At 66.8% G+C, this 20,457-nt stretch carries 17 protein-coding genes; 6 read left to right on the top strand and 11 right to left on the bottom strand.

Features of this window, described 5'->3' with window-relative positions; genetic code table 11:
- Positions 1–163 precede the first annotated feature (163 nt).
- On the bottom strand, positions 164–1,399 hold the full coding sequence (locus tag AC6IY7_RS06190; protein WP_497782791.1) for a BaiN/RdsA family NAD(P)/FAD-dependent oxidoreductase: 1,236 nt from the start codon (positions 1,397–1,399) through the stop codon (positions 164–166).
- 153 nt (positions 1,400–1,552) lie between these two features.
- Here AC6IY7_RS06190 and AC6IY7_RS06195 point away from each other — a divergent pair, with 153 nt between their 5' ends.
- Positions 1,553–2,533, top strand: a complete 981-nt coding sequence (locus AC6IY7_RS06195; protein WP_497782792.1) for an RluA family pseudouridine synthase — start codon at positions 1,553–1,555, stop codon at positions 2,531–2,533.
- Between the two features lie 17 nt (positions 2,534–2,550).
- Positions 2,551–2,970 carry a DUF2267 domain-containing protein gene (locus tag AC6IY7_RS06200; RefSeq protein WP_497782198.1) on the top strand — a complete coding sequence of 140 codons (420 nt, stop codon included), beginning with the start codon at positions 2,551–2,553 and terminating at the stop codon, positions 2,968–2,970.
- A 4-nt stretch (positions 2,971–2,974) separates the two neighbouring features.
- Here the strand turns inward: AC6IY7_RS06200 and AC6IY7_RS06205 are convergent, their stop codons facing one another.
- Positions 2,975–3,835: a LysR family transcriptional regulator gene (locus AC6IY7_RS06205; protein ID WP_497782199.1), complete on the bottom strand. Its 861-nt coding sequence runs from the start codon at positions 3,833–3,835 to the stop codon at positions 2,975–2,977.
- A 99-nt stretch (positions 3,836–3,934) separates the two neighbouring features.
- On the opposite strand from AC6IY7_RS06205, the gene AC6IY7_RS06210 reads away from it, so the two are divergent.
- The 4 genes from AC6IY7_RS06210 (at position 3,935) to msrQ (ending at position 7,710) form a co-directional block, all read left to right on the top strand.
- Positions 3,935–4,924, top strand: coding sequence for a zinc-dependent alcohol dehydrogenase family protein (locus AC6IY7_RS06210; protein ID WP_497782200.1), 990 nt, complete (start codon positions 3,935–3,937; stop codon positions 4,922–4,924).
- Between the two features lie 231 nt (positions 4,925–5,155).
- A complete protein-coding gene (gene rpoH / locus AC6IY7_RS06215) occupies positions 5,156–6,046 on the top strand; it encodes an RNA polymerase sigma factor RpoH (protein WP_497782201.1) in 891 nt (296 codons plus the stop codon).
- A gap of 102 nt (positions 6,047–6,148) precedes the next feature.
- Positions 6,149–7,084, top strand: coding sequence for a protein-methionine-sulfoxide reductase catalytic subunit MsrP (gene msrP / locus AC6IY7_RS06220; protein ID WP_497782202.1), 936 nt, complete (start codon positions 6,149–6,151; stop codon positions 7,082–7,084).
- Positions 7,084–7,710, top strand: a complete 627-nt coding sequence (gene msrQ / locus AC6IY7_RS06225) for a protein-methionine-sulfoxide reductase heme-binding subunit MsrQ (RefSeq protein ID WP_497782203.1) — start codon at positions 7,084–7,086, stop codon at positions 7,708–7,710. Before msrP ends, msrQ begins: the two co-directional genes overlap by 1 nt.
- Positions 7,711–7,924: 214 nt before the next feature.
- Here the strand turns inward: msrQ and AC6IY7_RS06230 are convergent, their stop codons facing one another.
- The 9 genes from AC6IY7_RS06230 to AC6IY7_RS06270 form a co-directional block, all read right to left on the bottom strand.
- Entirely contained in the window at positions 7,925–8,806 is an 882-nt protein-coding gene (locus AC6IY7_RS06230) for a 3-hydroxybutyryl-CoA dehydrogenase (protein ID WP_497782204.1), read from the bottom strand.
- A 379-nt stretch (positions 8,807–9,185) separates the two neighbouring features.
- The gene (locus AC6IY7_RS06235) at positions 9,186–10,130 is read right to left on the bottom strand and encodes an electron transfer flavoprotein subunit alpha/FixB family protein (protein ID WP_497782205.1); all 945 of its coding nucleotides are present in this window, start codon (positions 10,128–10,130) and stop codon (positions 9,186–9,188) included.
- Positions 10,131–10,877: an electron transfer flavoprotein subunit beta/FixA family protein gene (locus tag AC6IY7_RS06240; RefSeq protein ID WP_497782206.1), complete on the bottom strand. Its 747-nt coding sequence runs from the start codon at positions 10,875–10,877 to the stop codon at positions 10,131–10,133.
- Between the two features lie 305 nt (positions 10,878–11,182).
- Complete coding sequence (locus AC6IY7_RS06245; protein WP_497782207.1) at positions 11,183–11,956, bottom strand: hypothetical protein; 774 nt, start codon at positions 11,954–11,956, stop codon at positions 11,183–11,185.
- Positions 11,957–11,972: 16 nt separating this feature from the next.
- Positions 11,973–12,677: a rhomboid family intramembrane serine protease gene (locus tag AC6IY7_RS06250; RefSeq protein WP_497782208.1), complete on the bottom strand. Its 705-nt coding sequence runs from the start codon at positions 12,675–12,677 to the stop codon at positions 11,973–11,975.
- Between the two features lie 63 nt (positions 12,678–12,740).
- Positions 12,741–14,180 carry a lipopolysaccharide biosynthesis protein gene (locus AC6IY7_RS06255; protein WP_497782209.1) on the bottom strand — a complete coding sequence of 480 codons (1,440 nt, stop codon included), beginning with the start codon at positions 14,178–14,180 and terminating at the stop codon, positions 12,741–12,743.
- 234 nt (positions 14,181–14,414) lie between these two features.
- Positions 14,415–17,522, bottom strand: coding sequence for an isoleucine--tRNA ligase (ileS, locus tag AC6IY7_RS06260; protein WP_497782210.1), 3,108 nt, complete (start codon positions 17,520–17,522; stop codon positions 14,415–14,417).
- Between the two features lie 245 nt (positions 17,523–17,767).
- Positions 17,768–18,070 (bottom strand): hypothetical protein, encoded by a 303-nt coding sequence (locus tag AC6IY7_RS06265; protein WP_497782211.1) that lies wholly within the window; start codon positions 18,068–18,070, stop codon positions 17,768–17,770.
- An 83-nt stretch (positions 18,071–18,153) separates the two neighbouring features.
- Positions 18,154–20,433, bottom strand: a complete 2,280-nt coding sequence (locus tag AC6IY7_RS06270; protein WP_497782212.1) for a lytic transglycosylase domain-containing protein — start codon at positions 20,431–20,433, stop codon at positions 18,154–18,156.
- Positions 20,434–20,457 lie beyond the last annotated feature (24 nt).

Consider the following 20,457-nt stretch of genomic DNA (forward strand, 5'->3'; position numbering starts at 1 on the left):
TCTATTAAAGATTATAATTCCTATAGACGCAATGGGTTTAATTGCGGCTTTTAGCGATTGGGGGAATTTCGCCTGGAAGCTCGGCCCAGAAGGACCAATGTGCTGCGCCGACCGATTTAGAGAGGTCGTCCATTCCCGTTCCGGCGAGGCAGTCCCCGCCCGGTCAGGCGAGACAGTCCCCGAGGCCGAGTCGCCGCGACGCGCCGCGGGCCGCCATAAAGCCGCTCGAAAAAGCCGCCTGCAGCAGATAGCCGCCGGTCGGCGCGTCGAAATCCAGCATCTCGCCGGCGACGAAGACGCCGGGCAGCGTCTTCAGCATCAGATCATCGTCGAGCTGGTCGAAACGCACGCCGCCGGCGCTGGAAATCGCGCGCTCGAGCCCCGCCGTGGCGACCACCGCGATGGGCAGATTTTTCACGCGCGACGCGAGCGCGCCGGGATCGTCCGGCAGAGGCGCGGAGAGGCGCAGCAGAGCGATTTCCTGTTTCGACAGCCGCAGCGTCTTGCGCAGAAAGGTCGCGAGCGATTGCTTTGCGCGCGGACGCGCGAGCTTTTGCGCCAGCGCCTCGACCGGGCTGCTCGGACGCAGATCGATATGCAGAGTCGCGGCGCCCTCGCGCGCGACTTTGCGTCTGAGGCCAGAAGAGAGCGCATAGACCGGGCCGCCTTCGAGGCCGCTCCGCGTGACGACGATGTCGCCGAAGACGCGCTCCTCGCCGAGGCGCAAGGCGATCGTCTTCAGCGCCGCGCCTTCGAAGGCGTCGGCGAATCCTTCCGGCCATTCGACGATCGCCGCGCAATTGGCGGGCGCGAGCGGCTCGATCGCGACGCCCTTCGCCGCGAGCAGATCGACCCAGCCGCCATCGGCGCCGAGCCGCGGCCAGGAGGCGCCGCCGAGCGCCAATATGGTGGCGTCGGCGGAAATGATGCGCCGCGCGCCGCTCGCATCGGCGATCAGCAATTCGCCGCTCTCCGAAAAGCCGTCGAAACGACAGCGCGTCTCGATGCGGACGCCATTTGCGGCGAGGCGTGCGAGCAGCCCGCGCAACAGGGGCGAGGTTTTGAAGCTCTTGGGAAAGACGCGCCCGCTCGAGCCGACGAAAGTCTCCTCGCCGAATTCGGCGCAAAAGGCGCGCAGCCGCTCGGGCGGAAAAGCGCCGATGATCGCCGCCAGAGGCTCGGCCGCCGCGCCATAGCGGGCGACAAATTTATCGAGCGGCTCGCTATGCGTGATATTGAGGCCGCCGCGCCCCGCCATCAAAAATTTGCGGGCGACGCTCGGCTTGCGCTCATAGACGGTCACGCTCGCGCCCTGGCGCGAGAGCAGGTCCGCGGCGAAGAGGCCGGCCGGCCCGCCGCCGACGATGGCGCAGCTCGGCGAGCGAGGGGCGGGCGGGATGGCGCGGCTCCGATGCGGATCGAGGACAGGCGCGCTGGTTAGCACGCCGACAGCATGAGAAGGAAATTTATGCGCGAGCACGCCCCGGCCCCGGAGATCGACAAAAGAGAGCTGATCGACGCGAGCGAGCTTATCGACGAGGACGAGGACCTCATGTTCTCCTTCGAGGTTCCGCCCGAGGCGGCGGGCTCGCGGCTGGACCGTTTCCTCGCCGAGCGGCCGGAGCTCGTCGCCGCGCATCTTTCCCGCACGCGGCTCAAGGCGCTGATCGAGGACGGACGGCTCGCCATCGGCGCCGCGACCGTGCGCGACGCCAGCCGTCGCCTCGCCGCCGGCGACGCCATCGCGCTCGCCGTGCCGCCGCCCGAGCCCGCCGAGCCGCAGGCGGAAAATATTCCGCTGACTGTCGTGTTCGAGGATGCGCATCTGCTCGTCGTCGACAAGCCGGCCGGCCTCGTCGTGCATCCCGCCCATGGCCATGAGACCGGGACGCTGGTGAACGCCCTCATCGCCCATTGCGGCGCCAGCCTCTCCGGCATTGGCGGCGTCAAAAAGCCCGGCATCGTGCATCGCATCGACAAGGACACCTCCGGCCTGCTCGTCGTCGCCAAGACCGACGCCGCGCACAAAGGGCTCTCACGCCTGTTCGAGGATCACGGCCGCAAGCTGCATCTGGTGCGCGAATATCTCGCCTTCGTCTGGGGCGCGCCGGAGCGCGGCCATGGCGTGATCGAGGCGCCCATCGGCCGCCACTCGACCCAGCGCGAGAAAATGGCCGTCGTGCCGCAGGAGCGCGGCCGCGAGGCGGTGACGCATTGGGAGCTGGTCGAGCATCTCGGACCCGCCTCGCTCGTCGCCTGCCGGCTGGAGACCGGCCGCACGCATCAGATTCGCGTGCATATGGCGCATATCGGCCATCCGCTGATCGGCGACGCGACCTATGGCGCCGGCTTCAAGACCAAGACCGCTCTGCTCTCGTCCGCCGCCCGCGCCGCCGTCGAGGCGCTGGGGAGGCAGGCGCTGCATGCGGCGACGCTCGGCTTCACGCATCCGGTGACGCGCGAAGAGCTGATGTTCGAGAGCGAGCTGCCGGCCGACCTCGCCGCTCTGCAGAAAGCGCTCGTAGGAAATTGAACGGGGCGGAGACGGCCATGCCCATTCCGATGGACTATCAGCACGCGTCGGAGGAGTTCGAACGCTTCTTGCGACTCGTCATCGAGCGCTCGGGCCTGACGACGCGCAACCAGGCCTATACGACAGCCCAGAGCGTCCTGCTGACATTCCGCCGCCGCCTCGAGATGCGCGATGCGATCCGCTTCGCCGGCGTGCTTCCGCCCGTGTTGCGGGCGATATTCGTCGCCGATTGGGACACGCAGGAGGAGCCGCGCGCCTTTTCGTCCCGATCGGCTCTGCTCGAGGAGGTCAGGTCGCTGCGGCTGGACCATAATTTCTCGCCCGACAGCGCCATCGCAGATGTCGCCTACGCCCTGCGCGCCTGCCTCGACGGAGCGGAATTCGATCGCCTTCTGGCGACGCTTCCCCCCGGAGCCGCGGACTTCTGGCGCGGCTGACGATTCAAGGCCGCAGACGCGGCTCGGCGCCGATGCATTCGGCCAGAAAATCCATGACGGCGCGCACCGCGGGCGAGCGGCGCAGATCAGGATAGGCGATCAGCCACAGATCCCGTTTCGGCGGCTCGGGCTCGATCGGCAGGCTCACGAGAGCCGCGTCCTCGTCGCCCATGAAGCTCGGCAGAACCGCCGCGCCCGCTCCGGCGCGAGCGGCGGCCTGCTGGGCGAAGAGATCATTGGCCTCGAAGACGATCCGCCTCGCGCCCGCGACCTTGCGCAGCCAGAGCTGCTGCCCCAGATGGCCGAGCGATTCGTCGAAGCCGACGAACTCCCATTGCTCCGCCGGCCGCGCCGCCAAATCCTGGCTGGCGTAGAGACGAAATCGCATGGCTCCGACCCGCCGCGCGACGGCGTCCGGCTCCTCCGGCCGGCTCATGCGGATCGCTATATCGGCCTCGCCGCGCTCGAGCGCCGCAAAGGTCGGCGAGGCGAGCAGCACGAGCTTCAACTGCGGATGGAGCCGGCGCAGCGTCTCGATCCGCGGCGCGACGCAGAGCGTCGCCAGAACCGGCGGAAGGCTGACGCGCACGGCGCCCGACAGGGTCAGCGAGGCCCCGCGCGAGCGCCGCAGCACTTCCTCGGCCAGCGCCTCCATGCGCTCGGCCGCCGCGGCGATGGCGGCGCCGTCCTCCGTGAGCGGCCGGCTGCGCGGCAGGCGGTCGATCAGCCGCAGCCCCAGCGACGCCTCCAGAGCGGCGATGCGCCGGCCGACCGTCGCATGATCGACGCCGAGCTCGCGCGCGGCCGCCGACAGCGAGCCGCAGCGCGACAGAACCAGAAAAAAGCGCAGGTCTTCCCAATCCATCGGCGAATTATCGCACGTTTCCTGTGAGCGATCGCGGAATTTTCGCACCGTTCGCCCAACGCTAGGATCGACCGATATTTCCAATGAGGAGACCCGCAAATGTCGCGCATCGTTCGCTTTCATCGTCTCGGCGGCCCGGATGTTCTGCAGATCGACGAAATGGCGCTCGGAGCCCCGAAAGCCGGCGAGATTCGCCTGCGCGTCCGGGCGATCGGCCTCAATCGCGCCGAATCCATGTTCCGCTCGGGCGCCTATATCGAAACGGCGAGCCTGCCTTCGCGGCTCGGCTATGAGGCCTCGGGCGAGATCGAGGCGATCGGCGAAGGCGTGACGGGCTTTTCCATCGGCGACGCCGTGAGCACCATGCCGGCTTTCTCGATGACGGAGTATGGCGTCTATGGCGACGCCGCCATCGTCCCCGCTCATGCGGTGGTGAAGCATCCGGGCTCACTCTCCTGGAGCGAGGCGGCCGCGATCTGGATGCAATATCTCACCGCCTATGGCGCGCTGGTCGAGATCGGTGGCGTCGCGCCCGGCGACACGGTCATCGTCACCGCGGCTTCGAGCAGCGTCGGCCTCGCCGCTATTCAGATCGTGAACGCCGCCGGCGCGACGCCGATCGCCGTCACCCGCACCAAGGCCAAGCGCGAGGCGTTGGAGAAAGCCGGCGCGCGCCATGTCGTCGTGACGCAAAGCGAAGACCTCATTGAAAAGACGCAGCGCATCACCGAAGGCGAAGGCGCGCGTCTTCTCTTCGATCCGATCGGCGGGCCCGGCGTCGAAGCGCTCGCGGAAGCGGCTGCGATCGGTGGAACCATCTTCCTCTATGGCGCGCTGTCCGGCGCGCCGACGCCTTTTCCCTTGTTCGCGGCCATTCGCAAGCAGCTCACGCTGCGCGGCTACACCTTGTTTTCGGTGACGCGCGATCCGCAAAAGCGCGAGCGCGGAGTCCGCTTCGTGCTCGACGGACTGGCGGCGGGGCGCCTTCGGCCGATCATCGCGCGCAGCTTTCCGCTCGAGAGAATCGTCGAAGCGCATCGCTATCTCGAGTCGAATGAGCAGGTCGGCAAGATCGTCGTAACGGTCTGATCGGGCGCAGGCGATGCGCGTGACGAGCGCGCGCGCCGCCCTAGTTGGGCGAATGCGAATTGCCGAAGCCCCTACGCACATTACAGAAATTTAACCCGGCCGTCATTTGGCACTTAGCGCCGAGCCATCTTTCGGCCATGCTCGGATCGGTCTATATTGAGGCGTTGCGGCCGGCGCTTGCGGTCGCGCATTACGGGCTCGCCGTATTCGGGGGCCCGTCAGGAGGTGAAAATGGCGAACGCCCTGCCCATCGTCTCCGGTGAAAGCGGCCTCGCGCGGTACCTCGCCGAGATCCGCCGGTTCCCCATGCTGGAGCCGCAGGAAGAATATATGCTCGCAAAGCGCTGGCGCGAGCACGAGGACCCGAAAGCCGCGCAGAAGCTCGTCACGTCCCACCTTCGGCTCGTCGCCAAGATCGCCATGGGCTATCGCGGCTACGGACTGCCGATCGGCGAGATCGTGTCGGAGGGCAATGTCGGCCTCATGCAGGCCGTCAAGCGCTTCGAGCCGGACCGCGGCTTTCGGCTGGCCACCTACGCCATGTGGTGGATCCGCGCCTCGATCCAGGAATACATATTGCGCTCATGGTCGCTCGTGAAAATGGGCACCACGGCGAGCCAGAAGAAGCTGTTCTTCAATCTCCGCAAGGCCAAGAGCCGCATCTCGGCCTTCGAGGAGGGCGATCTCACGCCCGAGCATGTCGAGAATATCGCCACCCGTCTCGGCGTCTCGAAGCAGGATGTCATCGAGATGAATCGCCGCATGGCCGGCGACGCCTCGCTGAACGCGCCCCTGCGCGAGGAGGGCGAAGGCGAATGGCAGGATTGGCTCGTCGACGATACTTCCACCGATCAAGAGCATTTGCTCCTGCGTCAGGAGGAGAGCAATAATCGGCTCGACGCGCTGCGTGGCGCGCTGACGGTTCTCAATCCGCGCGAGCGCCGCATCTTCGAGGCGCGCCGCCTCTCCGACGATCCCGTCACGCTCGAGGATTTGTCGGAGGAGTTCGGCGTCTCCCGCGAGCGCGTGCGGCAGATCGAGGTCCGCGCCTTCGAGAAGGTGCAGTCCGCGGTGCGCGCCGGCATTGCGCGGCTCGAGGCGCTGCCCGCGGCCTCGCTCTGACGCCGAAGCCGGGAGCGGCCGTAACGCTCTCGCGCCGGCTCACGAAATAGGAGCGGCGGGTCCATTCGGGCCGGCCGCTCTTTCTTTTTGCCCGAGGCGCAAATGCTGATCCGTCATTCGCCCGATATCGCCCCATCCGAGATCACGCCGCGCTCCGTCTATCTGCGACGGCGCGAGTTTCTCGCCGGCTTCGGCGCGGCCATGGCGTTCGCAGGCGCGGCGCAGGCGAAGCCGCTCGCGGCCGCCGAGAGCCGCTTCTCGACCCACGAGCCGAAGACGCCGCGGACGGATGTGCTCGCCTATAATAATTTCTACGAGTTCGGCGGCCGCAAGAGCGACCCCGCCGACAACGCCCACACGCTGACCACCACGCCCTGGAAGGTGCGGATCGACGGTCTCGTCGCCGAGCCCGCCGACTACCTTCTCGAGGACCTCATCAAGCCGCTCGCGCTCGAGGAGCGCGTCTATCGCATGCGCTGCGTCGAGGGCTGGTCCATGGTCATTCCCTGGATCGGCGTGCAGCTCTCCGAGATCGTGAAGCGCGCCCAGCCTCTGGGCTCCGCCAAATATGTCGCCTTCGAGACTCTGGTGCGGCCGGAGGAGATGCCCGGCCAGAAAGGCCTGCTGCAGCTTCTGCCTTGGCCCTATGTCGAGGGGCTGCGGCTCGACGAGGCGCTGCATCCGCTCGCCATTCTCGCCATCGGCCTCTATGGCGAGACGCTGCCGAACCAGAATGGCGCGCCGCTGCGGCTCGTCGTTCCGTGGAAATATGGCTTCAAGGGCATCAAATCGATCGTGCGCATCTCATTCTCGGAGACGCAGCCCAAGACCTCCTGGAACATTCAAAATCCGCGCGAATACGGCTTCTATTCCAACGTCAATCCCAATGTCGACCATCCGCGCTGGAGCCAGGCGACGGAGCGGCGGATCGGCGAGGGCGGCCTCTTCGCCAAACGGCGGCCGACGCTGATGTACAATGGCTATGCGGATCAGGTCGCCTCGCTCTATGGCGGCATGGACCTCGAGCGGTATTTTTGATGCGCGCCACGTTCGTTTCCCTGCCGGCGCATTGGCGCGTTCCCAAGCTCGCGGTCTATGTCATCGGCTTCGTCCCGGCGGTCTGGACCTTTTCTCTCGGCGTCATGGATCGGCTGGGGCCGGAGCCGATCAAGGCGCTGGAGCAGGAGCTCGGGCTCTGGTCGCTGCGCTTTCTGCTGCTCTGCCTCGCGATCTCGCCGCTGCGCCGCGCGGCGGGCGTCGATCTCTTGCGCTATCGCCGCGCGCTGGGGCTGCTCGCCTTCTATTATGCGGCGCTGCATCTTGCCGCCTATGTCGCGCTCGACCATGGCTTCGACTGGCCGGCCATAGGCCGCGACATTTTGAAGCGGCCTTATGTGACGATCGGCATGGCGGCTTTTGTCATCCTCGTCCCGCTGGCCGCGACCTCCAATAACGCCGCGATTCGTCGCCTCGGGGCTAAGGCCTGGGCGCGGCTGCATCGGCTCGTCTATGTCGCCGCTTTGTTGGCGGCGGCGCATTTTCTGCTGATCGTGAAATCCTGGCCGGCGGAGCCCCTGCTCTACGCCGCCGCGACATTCGCGCTATTGGCCGTGCGGGCGATTCCAGCGGCGCCGCGCCGCAGGCGAACCGCACCGGCGTCCTGATCGGTCGGCGTCGCGATGTTTCCAGCGTCATGGCCGCGCTCGCGGCCATCCACGCCGCGACGCCTCGGAAAGCTTAAAATATGAGCGGAACCGCGCCGCCTCTTCTCCAAGCACGTCGCAATGTCTCGGCGTGGATGCCCGCGACGAGCGCGGGCATGACGTGGTTGTATCTACTTGGGTTCGGATCCCTGAGGCGTCGCCTCGCCGCTTATCCTCAGCGCGTCGGGACCGGCGTGCCGCTGCGATAATCGTAGAAGCCGCGCTGCGTCTTGCGGCCGAGCCAGCCGGCCTCGACATATTTCACCAGCAGCGGACAGGGCCGATATTTCGAATCGGCGAGCCCCTCGTGCAGCACCTGCATCACCGAGAGGCACACGTCGAGCCCGATGAAATCGGCGAGCTGCAGCGGGCCCATCGGATGATTGGCGCCGAGCCGCATGGCGGTGTCGATCGCCTCCACCGAGCCCACGCCCTCATAGAGCGTGTAGATCGCCTCATTGATCATCGGCAGCAGAATGCGATTGACGATGAAGGCCGGAAAATCCTCCGACACCGTGACTGTCTTGCCGAGCTCGCCGATGAACTGCTTGGCCGCCTCGAAGGTCTTGTCCTCGGTGGCGATGCCGCGAATCACCTCGACCAGCTGCATCTTCGGCACCGGATTCATGAAATGAATGCCGATGAACTGCTCCGGCCGCCCCGTCACCGCGGCGAGGCGGGTGATGGAGATGGAGGAGGTGTTGGTGCCGATGAAGGCCCCGGGGCGCAGCTTGGGGCCGAGCTCGGTGAGGATGCCGCGCTTGACCTCCTCATTCTCGGTGGCGGCCTCGATGACGAGGTCGCTATCCGCGAAATCGGCGTAATCCTTGGCCGGCCGGATGCGCGCGACGGCGGCCTTGCGGGCCTCCTCGTCGAACTGGCCGCGCTCCACGGCCTTGCCGAGATGCGCCGTTATATCGTCTATGCCGGCGGTGATGCGGCTCTCCGACAGGTCGTTGAGCGCCACATCGAAACCCGCGACCGCGCAGACCTGAGCGATGCCCTTGCCCATCTGCCCGGCGCCGACAATGCCGATCTTGCGAATTTCAGAGCCCATCTTTCGAACACCACCAGCGAGAAGCGGAGCGCTTCCAATTCAGTATAGCGCGCGTTCGGCCTTTGTGAAAACCGCCGTTTCGCACCGCAGCGAAACCACGCTTCGAAAGCCGCCGAGGCCGTCATGGCCGGGCTCGTCCCGGCCTTCCACGCCGAGCGACGGAGACATCGCCCGAAAGCGCCGGCGATCTGCGGATTTCTCGATTTTCGCATTTGCGGGCGTCGTCGCGGAGCGAGGTCATGAAGACTTTCGCCGCGACTGTGGCGCCACGCGCAATTCTGCAACAATCAGCAGCGCTCAGGCGTGGATGGCCGGGACGAGCCCGGCCATGACGGCTTTGTGGCTCCCTCGGCAAGGGCCGCGAAAGCCGAGCCACACCTCAGCGGCCGGCCTTGGCCAGCTCCGCGTCGAGCTCCTTCAAGCTCGGGAAGAGATCCGCCACCAGGCCATAATCGGCGACCTGGAAGATCGGCGCCTCCTCGTCCTTGTTGATCGCCACGATGACCTTGGAGTCCTTCATGCCGGCCAGATGCTGGATCGCGCCCGATATGCCGATGGCGACATAGAGGTCCGGCGCCACCACCTTGCCGGTCTGGCCGACCTGCAGATCGTTGGGGGCGTAGCCGGCGTCGACCGCCGCGCGCGAGGCGCCGATTGCCGCGCCGAGGCGGGTCGCGACAGGCTCGATATATTCCTTGAAATTCTCCGCGCTGGCGAGGCCGCGGCCGCCCGAGACGATGATCTTGGCCGCCGTCAGCTCCGGCCGCTCGGATTTGGCCAGCGCCTCGCTCTTGAAGCTCGACACCGCCGGATCGGAGCCGGCGCCGATCGCCTCGATCGCCGCCGAGCCGCCCTCGCCCGTCGCCGTGAAGGAGGCGGTGCGCACGGTGATGACCTTTTTGGCGTCCTTGGACCGCACGGTCTGAATGGCGTTGCCGGCGTAGATCGGCCGCTCGAACGTGTCGGCGGAGATAATCTTGATGACGTCCGACACCTGCGCCACATCGAGCAGAGCGGCGACGCGCGGCAGCACATTCTTCGAGTTGGAGGTCGAAGGCGCGAGGATCGCGTCATAGGGGCCGGCGAGGCCGACGATCAGCGCCGCCAGCGGCTCGGCCAGATGATGGCCATAGGCCGCATTGTCGGCGACCAGCACTTTCTCGACGCCCGAGAGCTTGGCCGCGGCCTCGGCCGCCGGGCCGACGTTTTCGCCCGCGACGAGAATATGAACGCCGCCGCCGATCTGCAGCGCCGCCGTCAGCGCCTTGGCGGTGGAGGGGGCGAGCGCGGATTCCGTGACTTCCGCGACGATGAGCGCCGTCATTTACAGAACTCCCGCAGTCTTGAGCTTTTCCAGCAATTCGGGCACCGAGCCGACCTTTATGCCGGCCTTGCGGGCTGGCGGCTCGGCCGTCTTCAACACTTCGAGGCGCGGCGTGATGTCGACGCCGTAATCGGCCGGGGTCTTGGCCGCGACCTCTTTCTTCTTCGCCTTGATGATATTCGGCAGGCTGGCGTAGCGCGGCTCGTTGAGGCGCAGATCCGTCGTCACCACGGCCGGCAGCTTCAGCGTTACCGTCTGCAGGCCGCCGTCGACCTCGCGCGTCACATCCACGGAGCCGTCGCCGATCTCCACCTTGGAGGCGAAAGTGCCCTGGCCCCAGCCGAGCAGAGCGGCGAGCATCTGGCCGGTCTGATTGCTGTCGTCGTCGATCGCCTGCTTGCCGAGAATGACGAGGCCAGGAGCCTCCTCGGCGACGATCTTGGCGAGAATCTTGGCGACCGCCAGCGGCTCGACCAGCTCGTCGGTCTTGACGTGAATGCCGCGGTCGGCGCCGATGGCCATGCCGGACCGCAAAGTCTCGTCCGCCTTGGCCGGGCCGATGGTGACGAGCACGACTTCCGTCGCCTTGCCGGCCTCTCTCAAGCGAATAGCCTCCTCGACGGCGATCTCGTCGAAAGGATTCATCGAAAATTTCACATTGGCGACGTCGACGCCCGAACCGTCCGGCTTGACCCTGATCTTGACATTATAGTCGACCACCCGTTTCACGGGCACGAGAACCTTCATCGCGCAACTCCCGGCGAGATTGACCTTCGTCTCGATTGTTTCGAAAAATCGCGCCCTTTGGCCGAATGGCCCCGATCGGCTTTTTCGAGCGCCGCGTCGAGAACGAATTAGCGCCGCGCGGCGCGAGGCCTGCGCGGAATGCTCGGAAGCCGTTCTGGTAACGTCGGCTCGCCGCCCTGTCAAACCCACACTCGCGCCCGCCCATACTCGCCCGCCCACACTCGCGCCCGCCCGCGCGGTTCCCGCCGAAGCTCCCCTTCGGCCCGCTCGATCGGAGCCCGAGCCGTCGCCGGGACACTGGCCGATCAAATCCAGAGCCATGGGATCACCCGGCGCGCGAGGGCGCGAATCCGGCGTTTTGCGCGAACAGGGCCGGAATCATAGTCGGAATTGTCGCCGGCGGCGTAGCCGGAGGCTCCGCATTCGATCGGCCATCGCAGCATCAGGCCGCCCTCGCCCCCCCGGCTGCGGAGAGGCAAAATCACTCGCACGACGAATTCTTCGAAGACGAGGGGCGGCTCGATCATGACGCCGCGCCGCTCGAAAATATGCTCGAGATAGAAATCCTTGCGAAAGAACATTAATTCGGTGCGCGCCCGCATCGGCGCCCCGCCCTCTCTGGAATAGGCGCGGCGGAAATCGGCGCCGAAGCGGCAGTCATCGGGCAGATGATCCATCAGCGCGGAAATCCGCTCGAAGGTCAGCCGGCCGGTCACTTTGAAAAAGCGGTCGCCTCGGGCGAGCAATCGGCTGCTCCGGCAGGCGTGATCGACGATTCCGAGCTCCGAATAGCCGTAATGAAGGCCGCTCGGCCGATGATTGCCGCAAAAGCCGATGATCTCGAGCGGCCGCTGCGTTTCGCGGCGCAGCGCATCCGCCTCCAGGAAGGAGAGATCGGCGCCGGAATTCTCGCAGAACACGACTCCCGAGATACGCGGGTCCTCCAGGCTCATGAAAAATCGCAATGCGTCGCGATAGTCGGCCTTTCTGACCTCCAGGTCGCGGCGCGCGATATCGGCCGCATAATCGCCGGGATCGACGGTCGCGGTCATCAATATGAGGGTCGGCCGGGTCATCATGACGAGCGTCCCGGCGTCACCCCCACGGCCCCTCGAAGGGTCGCGGGCCGAACCAGCGCACGTCGCGCCGCTTGAACAGCGGCGTCAGAATGAGGCCCGCCAGAATGCCGCCGATATGGGCCCACCAGCCGACCTGGCCCTGATCGTCGGTCAAGGCGTTGAATAGCTGAAAGAGAATCCAGGTGCCGACGAAGAGCGAGGCCGGCGCATGGATCGGGATGATGCCGGCGACGAGGCCGAAGATGGTCGAGCGCGGATAGAGCAGGATGAAGGCGGCGCAGACGCCGGAGATCGCGCCCGAGGCGCCGACGAGCGGCGTAAGGGTGAGCGGCGCGCCCACAGCGAACAGCATGGCGGCCGAGACGCCGCAGAGCAGATAGAAGAGCAGATAGCCGGCGGACCCCATGGCGTCCTCGACATTATCGCCGAAGACATAGAGAAAAATCATGTTTCCCGCCAGATGGCCGAGCCCGGAATGGAAAAAGAGGCTGGTCAGCAGCGTCCACTCGGGTCCGGGGGTGACGATCCAGGGGGCGAGCTCGGCGCGGCCGAACAGCACCGCCGGTATGAGGCCGAAGCCGCGCACCACGGTGAGCGGATCGCCGAAGAATTCGCTGAACACGGCGACGAAGACGATGATATTGATCGCGATGAGCGCCCAATTGACATAGGGCCGCCGCACATATTTGAGCGGCGCGTCGTCGTGAAGCGGCAGCACCATCGCGATTATTCTCCCCCGGCCGCCGCCCTTTATCGCCCGAGCGATACTCGCTCGGCCAGGAGTTTATAGCGCGGCCCGAGCTCTGGCCAATATGGGGCCCGCCCAGGAGAGGGCGAGGCCGCGCAGCCCGGCGATGTCCAAGGCGAGAACCGCTGCGCAATAGACCGCGCCGCCGACGCCCACCTGCAGGAGCAGGGCGAGAATTCCGGGCTCGAGGCCGGCGAGCGGACGCAGCGCCAGAACCATCGCCCCCGTCGCCGCCAGCGCGCCGAATATATCGCGCCCGCGCGGCCATTGCGGCGAGGTGCGCGCGGCGAAGAGAACCAGCGCGACGAGCGCCGCCACATAGGCGCCGCATTGGGCGAGCGCCAGGCTGGAGGCGTCCGCGCCGCGCGGGATGAGAAAGGCGAGGACGAGGCCCGAGACCACCGCGACCGAGGCCGCGCCGATGAGCGGGGCGGTCTTCTTCTCGATCTGGAACACCGGATTGACCGCGAATTGAATCAGCCCCATGGCGAAGAGGCCGGGCAGCAGAAGATCGAGATAATGGCCGAAGGGCCCGCGAAATTGCGCCGGCACGATCAGCGCCTCGATCGAGGGCATGGTCAGCCAGATGCCGGCGCAGGCGGGCAGCAGGAAGGCGGCGACGATCGTCATATTGCGGGCGATCTGCTCCTTGCCCTTCTGCGCCCCATGCCGCTCATGGGCGGCGACGGCGATCTGGAACAGCAGCACATCCAGCGCCGAGCCCATGGCGAAAATGGCGCGAATGCCGAGATCATAGGCGAGCGAGAACTGCCCCGTCTCGGCGAAGCCGTAATAGGCGGTGACGAGCGCCCGCGCCGCCAGCGGCACCGATTGATAGAGCATGTTCGCCGCGACGATGGGCGCGCTATAGGCGACGAGCGTGCGCGCCGTCGCCATGCGCGCGCCGCGCGGCGAGGCGCCGGGGTCCGTCAGCGAGGCGCGCGCGGTGAGCACGGCGCCGAACAGGCTGGCGAGGCTGCCGGCGATCGCCATTCCCGCCGAGTGGAAAATAAAGGCGCCGCCGCCGGTGAGCGCGAGGGCCAGAATATTCTTGGCGAGAACGACGCGGCTATAGCTTTTGTCCTCGAAGCGCGCGCGCAGCAGCGCGGTGGAATAGTCGAAGAGCCCATTGATCGCCGCCGTCGCCAGCGCCAGCGCGATGAGAGTGTCGCCGAGCGCGAAGGGCGACGCGACGAAGAGGAAGAGGCCGCCGCAGAGGATGAGCGCCGCCGTGGTCGCGAGATAGGCGAAATCGAGCGTCGAGCGTATGGCCGGCTCGGCCTCGCGCACGCGCGTCGAATAAAAGCGCGTCGCCGAGAGGCGCATCCAATCGAAAGCGCCCGTCTGAATGACGACGCCGATCGCGAAAGCCAGCGCGAAACGGCCATATTCCTCCGGCCCGAGGAATTTCGCCACGAGCAGGCCGATGAGGAAGTTTGCGACTGTGTTGGCGAGGAAGGCGGCGAGAACCTTCAATTTACGACGTCTCCCGAGCGAACTCTAGGTGCGCGATCCCTTCTCCCGCTCTGCGGGAGAAGGTGGCCCGGCGTAGCCGGGTCGGATGAGGGCGACGGCAGCTACTCGAACTGGCGGATCAGTGCGCGGCGCGGACCCTCATCCGACCTCGCTTCGCGAGGCCACCTTCTCCCACGAGTGGGAGAAGGAGCGCGCACGCAGATCGAGGCTAGCGACCCAGGGACGAAGAAACCCTTACGCCGACCATTTGCCCGCCGCCGTCAGCTCCCGCAGCGCTTGCGCGTCGCGGGGGGTGACGCCGGGGAAGTCTGGCTCGGCCGTCGCGGGATCGAAATATCTCCAGGAGCGCGCGCATTTGACGCCCTCCGCCCGCCGCGGAACCACCGCCACGCCGACGACCTCGGGAAGACGGAACGCATCAGCCGGCCCCTCGCCCGCATCGATCGCTATATCCGACACGATGCAGATTTCGGCGAAGTCCACGCCCTCCAGCGCCGCGCGCAGATCGGCGTCCGCCACATGAACGAGCGGCGCCGCCTCGAGCGAGGAGCCGATGCGCTTTTGCGCGCGCTCGATCTCCAGCGCCCCGGTGACGACGGAGCGAAGCGCGCGCAGCTTTTCCCACTTCGCAGCGAGCGCCTCGTCGCGCCAGCCGGCCGGTAAATCGACGAACGTCTCGAGATGCACGGAGACGGCGTCGGCGTAGCGCGACAGCCACGATTCCTCCGCCGTGAAGGCGAGGATGGGCGCGAGCCACAAAGTCACCGCGCGGAACACTTCCTCCACCACGGTCAGCGCCGCCTTGCGCTTCACGCTCGACGGCGGATCGCAATAGAGCGCGTCCTTGCGAATGTCGAAATAGAAGGCCGAGAGATCGCTGGTCAGGAAGGGCGTCAGCAGCGCGACGACCTTCTTGTAATCGAACTCCGCATAGGCCGCAGCGACCTCCTCGCCGAGCTCCGACAGACGATGCAGCACGAGGCGTTCCAGCTCCGGCAGATCGGCATAGGCGACGCGCTCCTCGGTGCGATAATGCGCGAGCGTGCCGAGCATCCAGCGGATGGTGTTGCGCAGCTTGCGGTAATTATCGGTGACGCTTTTGAGGATTTCCGGCCCGATGCGCTGATCGTCGCTGTAATCGACGCTCGCCACCCACAGGCGCAATATGTCGGCGCCGGCGTCGGCGATGACCTTTTGCGGCGCGACGACATTGCCTTTCGACTTCGACATTTTATGGCCGTGCTCGTCGAGCGTGAAGCCATGCGTCAGCACGATGTCATAGGGCGCGCGGCCGCGCGTGCCGCAGGATTCCAGCAGCGAGGAATGGAACCAGCCGCGATGCTGATCCGAGCCCTCGAGATAGAGCACCTCGTCGGCGCCGCCGTCGCGCTTGCGTTTGATGCCAGCGAGGCCGGGGAAATGCGCCGGGTCCTCGAGCGTGAAGGAATGCGTCGAGCCCGAGTCGAACCACACATCGAGAACATCGTCGATCTTCTCGTAATCGGCAGGGTCGTAGTCGGGCGAAAGGAAACGCGTCGCCGCGCCTTCCTCGTACCAGGCGTCGGCGCCCTCCTTCTCGAAGGCGTCCACGATGCGGGCGTTGACGCGCGCATCGACGAGAATGTCGTGGCCGCCCTTCTTCACGAAGACGGCGATCGGCACGCCCCAGGCGCGCTGACGCGAGACCACCCAATCGGGACGATTGGCGATCATGCCGCGAATGCGATTCTCGCCGGCGGCGGGAACCCATTGCGTGCGGGAGATTTCATCGAGCGCGATATCGCGCAAGGTGGGCGCATTCCCGCCAGCCCCCTCATCTCGTGTCGACCCCAACCCCTCATCCTGAGGAGCCGGCGCAGCCGGCGTCTCGAAGGATGGGCCGCGGGGCGCCCCCTCGCCCTTCGAGACGGCGCTTCGCGCCTCCTCAGGGTGAGGGTTCGAATGAGAGAATTTCTTGTCGAGCGCGATGAACCATTGCGGCGTGTTGCGGAAGATGACCGGCTTCTTCGACCGCCACGAATGCGGATATTGATGCTTCAGCCGCCCGCGCGCGACGAGATTGCCCGCCGCGACCAGCGCTTGAATCACCGCCTCATTGGCGTCGCCCTTGTCGCCCTTCTCGGTGAGCACGCGCTTGCCGGGAAAGCCCGGCGCTTCATCGGTATAGAAGCCGTCGGCGTCGACCGTATAAGGAATGCGCGCATCGATGCCGCGCTCGGCGAGCATACGCCCGCTCGCCATCCAAATATCGAAGTCCTCGCGGCCATGGCCGGGCGCCGTATGGACGAAGCCCGTTCCGGTGTCGTCGGTGACATGGTCGCCGTCGAGGAGGGGCACTTTGAAATCATAGCCCAAAGCGCTGAGCGGATGCGACGCGACAAAGCTCGACAGCTCCTGCGCCGGAACGTCGCGCAAACGCTCGAAGCCTTCCACCTTCGCCGCTTTGAATACATCTTCGCCGAGCTTGTCGGCGAGCACATAGGTCGCGCCGACCTTCGCCCAATTATTCTCGGGAGCCGCGGTCACGCGATAGAGGCCATAGGCGATCTTGTGCGAATAAGAGATGGCGCGATTGCCCGGCAGCGTCCAGGGAGTCGTCGTCCAGATGACGACGGCGCCCGGCCCGTCCTTCACCGGAAAGGCGACATGCACCGTGTCGCTGACATGATCCTCGTACTCCACCTCCGCCTCGGCGAGCGCGGTCTTCTCGACGACGCTCCACATCACCGGCTTCGATCCGCGGTACAGCAGCCCATTCTCGGCGAATTTCATCAGCTCGCGGGCGATATGCGCCTCGGCGGGGAAATTCATCGTGGCGTAGGGATTGGCCCAGTCGCCGGTGACGCCGAGGCGCTTGAACTCCTCGCGCTGCACGGAGAGCCAATGCCCCGCATAGGCGCGGCACTCCTGGCGGAAGGCGACGATCGCCGCCGGATCGGCGAAATCCGGCTTCTTCTTGCCCTTGGAGCGGTAATTCTCCTCCTCGATCTTCCATTCGATCGGCAGGCCGTGGCAGTCCCAGCCGGGGACGTAATTGCTGTCCTTGCCGGCCATTTGCCGGCTGCGGGTGACGAGATCCTTGAGGATCTTGTTCAGCGCATGGCCGATATGGATATTGCCATTGGCGTAGGGCGGGCCGTCATGCAGCACGAATTTCGGCCGTCCCTCGGCGGCCGCGCGCAGCTTGGCGTAGAGGCCGATCTCCTCCCAGCGCGCGAGGATTTCCGGCTCGCGCTGCGGCAAGCCGGCGCGCATCGGAAAATCCGTCTGCGGCAGATAGAGGCTCTTGGAGAAATCGGGGCCTTTGTCGTCGCGGCCTTTGTCTCGGGTTTTGTCGTTCATCTCGTCGGAAACCATTGCGGTCGCGGCGGCGCCTCGGATGGGCGGAGCGCGAAACTCGAGGGAAAACAGGCGGAAGGGGCGCCGAACGAGGCGCGAGAACCCGGTCGCCGCGCGAACCTCTCAGGCTCGAGCGCGGGCCGGGCAAATAATTCGAATGCTGCGGCGCAGGACCATGGCCCTATCTACCAGCGCCGGCCGCCTCCGCAAAGCCCGGAATCTGGACGCCGGGCGCGGCCGATCCGCGGTCAGGGAATGCGGCGGAAGGGATTGCCCGCGGCGCCGGTCAGATAGGCGATCGCGCCGATCACCAGAGCGACGGGCAGCAGCACCAGAAAAGCGCTGGCGAAGAAGATGAGGCCCATCGCCAGCGCCACCGCGCCGGCGAGCGTCAGCAGGGCGGCGCCGATGGGCCCGACCTTGATGACCTTCACGCCCTCGGTCCCGCCGATCCAAATGCGCGCGCGCGAGCGCAGGCGCGGTCCGCTCTCGCGATCGGGCGGGAGGATCTCGATCTCGGCCGGTCTGTCGATATCGTGCTTCTGCGACACGGGACGTCTCCAGTCTGTGGCGGCTTCAATATAAGGGCTCGCCGCGCCCGCGCCAATGAAGCGAGAGGCGAAATCGCCGCCCCTCAATTCGCCGCGTGCATCCGCCACAGATCGCCCTGCGGCGCGCGCGTCTCGCGGTCGCCGAAGCGGGCGCGATAGACGGTCAGATTCTCGATCACCCGCTGCACATAATTGCGTGTCTCGCTGATCGGAATGCGCTCCACCCAATCGATCGGATCGACCTCCGTCTTGCGCGGATCGCCATAGGCGTCGATCCACTCCTTCACCCTCTTTCCGCCGGCGTTATAGGCGGCGAAGGCGAGTATGTAGGAGCCCTTGTGCTCGTCGAGCAGCATGCCGAGATGCGCCGCGCCGAGCCGCGCATTGAAGGCCGGCTCGTCGAGCATGCGCTTCAGATCGAAGCCGACGACGCCCGTCTGCTGCGCGGTGTGGCGCGCGGTGGAGGCGATCATCTGCATCAGCCCCATGGCGCCGGCGCTGGAGACCGCCTTGGGATCGAAGGCGCTCTCCTGCCGCGCTATGGCGTAGACGATCGCTCGCGAGGCCGAACGAGGCAGCGCCGCGAAAGTGGGAATGCCGAAAGACGGAAAAGCCGCATCGTCTATGGCGATGCCGCGATAGGAGGCGAGCTTGCCGAGGGTGAGCGAAATCTTCGCCTCGCGGCGGCGCTGCGCCACATCGGCCAGCGCCGAGAGCTGCGCCTCGCCGACCAATATCCTGGCGGCGTCGGCGGCGAGCTGCGCGGCGATCTCCTTCTCGCCGGCGGCGAAGAACAGCTCCACCGCGCGCACCGATTCGTCGCGGGCGTCGCCGCGGGCGGGCTCGGGCGTCGGGCGCAGCGGCGAGTCGAAAGCGCCGAGCTTGGCGCGGGCGAGCTGGCCATAGAAGGTCGTCGATTGCAGCGCGGCGTTCTCATAGGACGCGCGCGCCGCCTCCGCCGCGCCGGCCGCCTCCTCGGCGCGGGCGAGCCAATAGGCGCCGCGCGATTTCTGGATCGGCGTCTCGGCGATGCGGGCGATCTCCTCGAAATGGCGCTGCGCCTTGGCGGGATCGCTCAGGAAACGCAGCGCGATCCAGCCGGCGTGGAACTCCGCTTCGACGCGATAGGAGAGCGAGCGCGCCGAATGCTGCGCGCAGAGCTCATAGGCCTGCGCGAATTGGCCGATATCCATCAGCTTGCGGGAGATGAGCCGCCGCTCCACCCACCAGGCGTCGCCATCGACGATGAGGCGCGGATCGCGCGGCGCCGTGCGCAGCAGCGCCGCCGCCTCCACGAGCTTCTTTTGATGGCGCAGCATATGAATGCGCGCGAACAGGAGGCCGGGGTCCTTCTGCGCTTCGGCCGGCAGAGCGGAGAACGTCTTTTCCGAAGCGCTCTCATTGATCGCCAGCGCGCGGGCGCGGGCGAGATCGAGCGTATCCTTGCCGGCATGGGCGGCAATACGCAGGGCGGGCCCGATCTTCTCGGCGTAGAGCAGCCGGTCGGCGCGATATTTGTGATCGGCGGCGTCGAGATAGTCGGCGAATTCCTTCTTCGCCGCCTGCTCCAGCGGCTCGTTGAAATCATCCTCGCGCCACATGGGCTTGATCAGCGCCGCGACCTCCAGCGGCTCGCCGCGGCGCGCCATGACGCGGGCGAGCGCCAGCCGGCCGGCCGGCGTCTTGGGCGGCCGCTCGGCGAAATAATCGACGATCAGCCGATCGGGGTGCTTGTCGCCATAGAGCGCCTCCTCGACGCGCTGGCGCAGCCAGGCGGAGGCCGGCCAGCTCGGATGCTCGGCGAGGAATTTCGACAGCCGCGCGAAACCGGCCTCGCGCGGATGCTGGCGCAGGCCGGCCCATTGCGCGGCGGCGCGGGCGAGCGGCGCCTCGACGCCGACGAGCGCCTGATCGCCGGCGGCGAAATCGCCGGATTTGAAGGCGGCGAGCGCGCGGCCGAAAGCCTCGTAATCCGGGCCGAGCAGAACCGCCGCCTCCGGCGGCTGCGGCGCCTGCGCGTCGAAATCGAGCCCGCCATCGGCCGGGGCGTAGGAGAGCAGCTTGGAGGCGGCGTCGCCCGCCGCCGGCCGGCGCAGCATGCTCGCCGCGCGCGGGTCCGGCGGGGCGGCGCCGTCGCCGGGACCGAGAAAATCATGCAGCGCCTCACGCGCCGAATCGCGCGGCCGCCAGGACTCCTGTGGCGAAGAGGGCTCCTGCGGCGAAGAGGCGGCGGCCGGGGCCGGCGGATCATCGCTGTCGCGGTCGGGGATGCGGCGCTGCGTCGCCGGATAGAGAGCCGCCGCCACGCCCAGGGCGGCGACGAGAAGAACGAGGCGCGCGGCGCCCCTCTTGCGATTCGTCATCAGCCTCACGCTCCCGGACACACA

It is taken from the genome of Methylosinus sp. is20ea (assembly GCF_059718135.1).